General features: G+C 48.0%; 3 protein-coding genes. 1 reads left to right on the forward strand and 2 read right to left on the reverse strand.

Annotated elements, in window-relative coordinates; genetic code table 11:
* A partial coding sequence (locus tag KDK15_RS06725; RefSeq protein ID WP_257294600.1) for a hypothetical protein occupies window positions 1–207 on the reverse strand: 207 nt, incomplete at its 3' end.
* On the opposite strand from KDK15_RS06725, the gene KDK15_RS06730 reads away from it, so the two are divergent.
* On the forward strand, window positions 165–1,991 hold the full coding sequence (locus tag KDK15_RS06730; protein WP_257294599.1) for an F-box/WD repeat-containing protein: 1,827 nt from the start codon (window positions 165–167) through the stop codon (window positions 1,989–1,991). The genes KDK15_RS06725 and KDK15_RS06730 overlap by 43 nt on opposite strands.
* Window positions 1,992–2,147: 156 nt before the next feature.
* Here KDK15_RS06730 and KDK15_RS06735 read toward each other — a convergent pair.
* A partial coding sequence (locus tag KDK15_RS06735; protein ID WP_257294598.1) for an RAP domain-containing protein occupies window positions 2,148–2,497 on the reverse strand: 350 nt, incomplete at its 5' end.

The raw sequence follows: 2,497 nt of genomic DNA on the forward strand, positions 1-2,497 counted from the left end.
ATGACGAGTAATAGCAGGGCTATTGCGAGGAATTCCAACGAAGATCCAGCTGTTCCAAATGGCTGCGCAGCCCATATTAAGAAGGTGGAACTGGTATAATAACTCGTTAAGAATTGGGTAAGTCAATGAGCAACCCTTTTTCCTCAGGAACTGCTGGCATTTCGATGGTGCCGGGTTGGCCTGTAAATCAGCCTGCCAGATCCACACCCTCCAACTCCCCGTCCACTATCGCGCTCCCGAAGTCAAGCCCGCAGAAACAACCTTTGTGGCAAAGAAGGATTACTGAACTCCCTCCTGAACTTTTGGTTTTGATTTTTGACTACCTGGAATTCGATGATATCCGGCGTGTAAATGAAACCTGTCTGGCATTTCGGGAAGTGGTTAAAGAATACAATTATATTCAGGAACTGTCTTTTTTTGCCCGACTTCCCCGATGCTTCCGGGAACAGTACCAACAAACTGCCCCGTGGCAGAAAAAATCTCTCCGCTCGCATCCATTTACTACTTCAGCACCACTCAACGACAAAGTGATACCGTTCAGGGACAGGATAATAAAGAACTTGCCACAGATGGCCGCACTGCTGTGCCTTGGCACGTTGGGGAAGATGGAACGATGCCCGGCTTATCGTCCGGTTGAGCGATATAAAGTCACTCTTCCTCTTTCTGAAGCAAGGTATCGAGAGTTTCATCCCGATCCTGCTTATGATATTTGCTTCAGCCCGTCCGGTCGTCATCTTTTGTTTTATGGCCGTTGTTTGAATGGCTGCCGAATTCTGGCCAAGGATGACCAGGGACAATGGGCAGAAGAGCATCAGAATTGGTTCGATAATAGCGACAGTCGGGTGATTATTACCGGGGCAAGTTTCAGTGCTTGCGGAAATCGCCTGTTAATCCGGAGCGCTGAGGGTTGCGTTAATACCTTGCGGCCTACTAACCGCTGTTGGAACGATTTCCACAAGGAAACGCTGCCGGATCAGACTGTCAAATTCAGCCCTTCGGGGAAATATATGGTGACCTATGGCAGTTACCATCCTGTAAGCATCTGGCTCATGGGTGGAAATAATAAATGGCTGGAAATGGAGGTTCTCGACCTCTCCCCCGGAGTATTGGTTAATGAAGTCCTGTTCAGTCCATCGGAGCAGTATGTGTTACTGCGTAGGCCGGATTCACAGGTACGGAGGGGGAAAATGACTATGTTATCGCTGGATTATACCGGAGTCTGGTCAGGACAGCCGTTAAATTTTTTAAAAAAAGAACTTATTAGCTATGCCCGCTTCAGCCAAGTGGCGGATCAGCTTCTGGTGGGTGTTAGAGAATATCGTACCAAACGCGGACGGGGACGGGGACGGGTCTCAATTTACAGCCCGGAACCATCGGGGAAATGGGAGGAGACAGTGATCTACCCATACTGTTATCCACTTGGCTTCAGCCCTGCCGGTAAATACGTGTACAGTAGTTTCAGCATCAGTGGCCGTGATGTGCAACTATGGCGCAGACCGGAAAAATTGTCTGACTGGTCGCTTAACCATTGTCGCTTGCCTCAGCTGGATGATGCATCAAGAGCTAGGCTTGACTCAGTTATCCTGCTCAAACATGATTCCCGTGTGGATACGGCGCTGTTCAATCCGTCTGACAGCCACTTACTGGTCTGCTGCAGGCCAGATACAGTCCATATCTGGGGGAAGAACCAGGCAGGAGAATGGTCAATTCAAACCACCACCAGGGAATGCGCCCCAACCACTACACCCTGCTTTAGCCTGTCAGGCCTTCATGCGCTGACTTGCAACCCACACATGGTAGGAATCCTGGGGCGCAACAATCAACAGCACTGGTCACTCAAGGGGGTTATCAAGCAAGACGGTATCCTGAAAGCCTACTTCAATCCAATATCAGAGCATGAAGTGGTGGTCCTGAGCCGAACTACGGATGGCGACATTACAAATATCACTCTGCAAGTTTGGGAAATAAGAGATGCTGGTACGCCGGATTGAAGACAACGGTCTGCTGCTTGTCTGAGTTGTATGAGCAGGTTGAAATTAAAAGTGTTCTTGCATTTCGTTTTCAGGACAATATCTGCGCACAAGAAAATACACCGTTCTTTTTTCCATCCTGACAGTTTAATCACCGATGTGAAAACGGTTCTTAAGTCATGATGGAAGAGAGGAGTTTACTGGTTTTTTTCTCTTCCTTTTTCTATTCCGTTTTTTCTTTTTTGGTTTACCTGTTTGCTTTTCTAAATGCTCTTCGGCGGTAAAGTAACCGTCACCTGAGAATTGCCCTCCTTCATCGGCAGTAACGTATGCCTCATCTGCTGCCCCCCCGCCGTTGTTAAGTGACACAGAGCCATGGGCCTCTGGCAGGTCGGCTAACTTTGTTTTTATTTGATCAATAACGATTTCTATTGAATCCTGGTTTTCAAGCTTGTTCACCGGGATTTCAATGACCTCAAATCCTAATTTTTGCAGCAGGGCGATTTTCAGCAAAGTCGAACCATTCC

The organism is Endozoicomonas sp. YOMI1 (assembly GCF_024606345.1).
GTDB lineage: Bacteria > Pseudomonadota > Gammaproteobacteria > Pseudomonadales > Endozoicomonadaceae > Endozoicomonas.

Coding starts and splice junctions, on each gene's coding strand:
- KDK15_RS06730 (WP_257294599.1), top strand. CDS start 165: ATGGTGCCGGGTTGGCCTGTAAATCAGCCTGCCAGATCCACACCCTCC.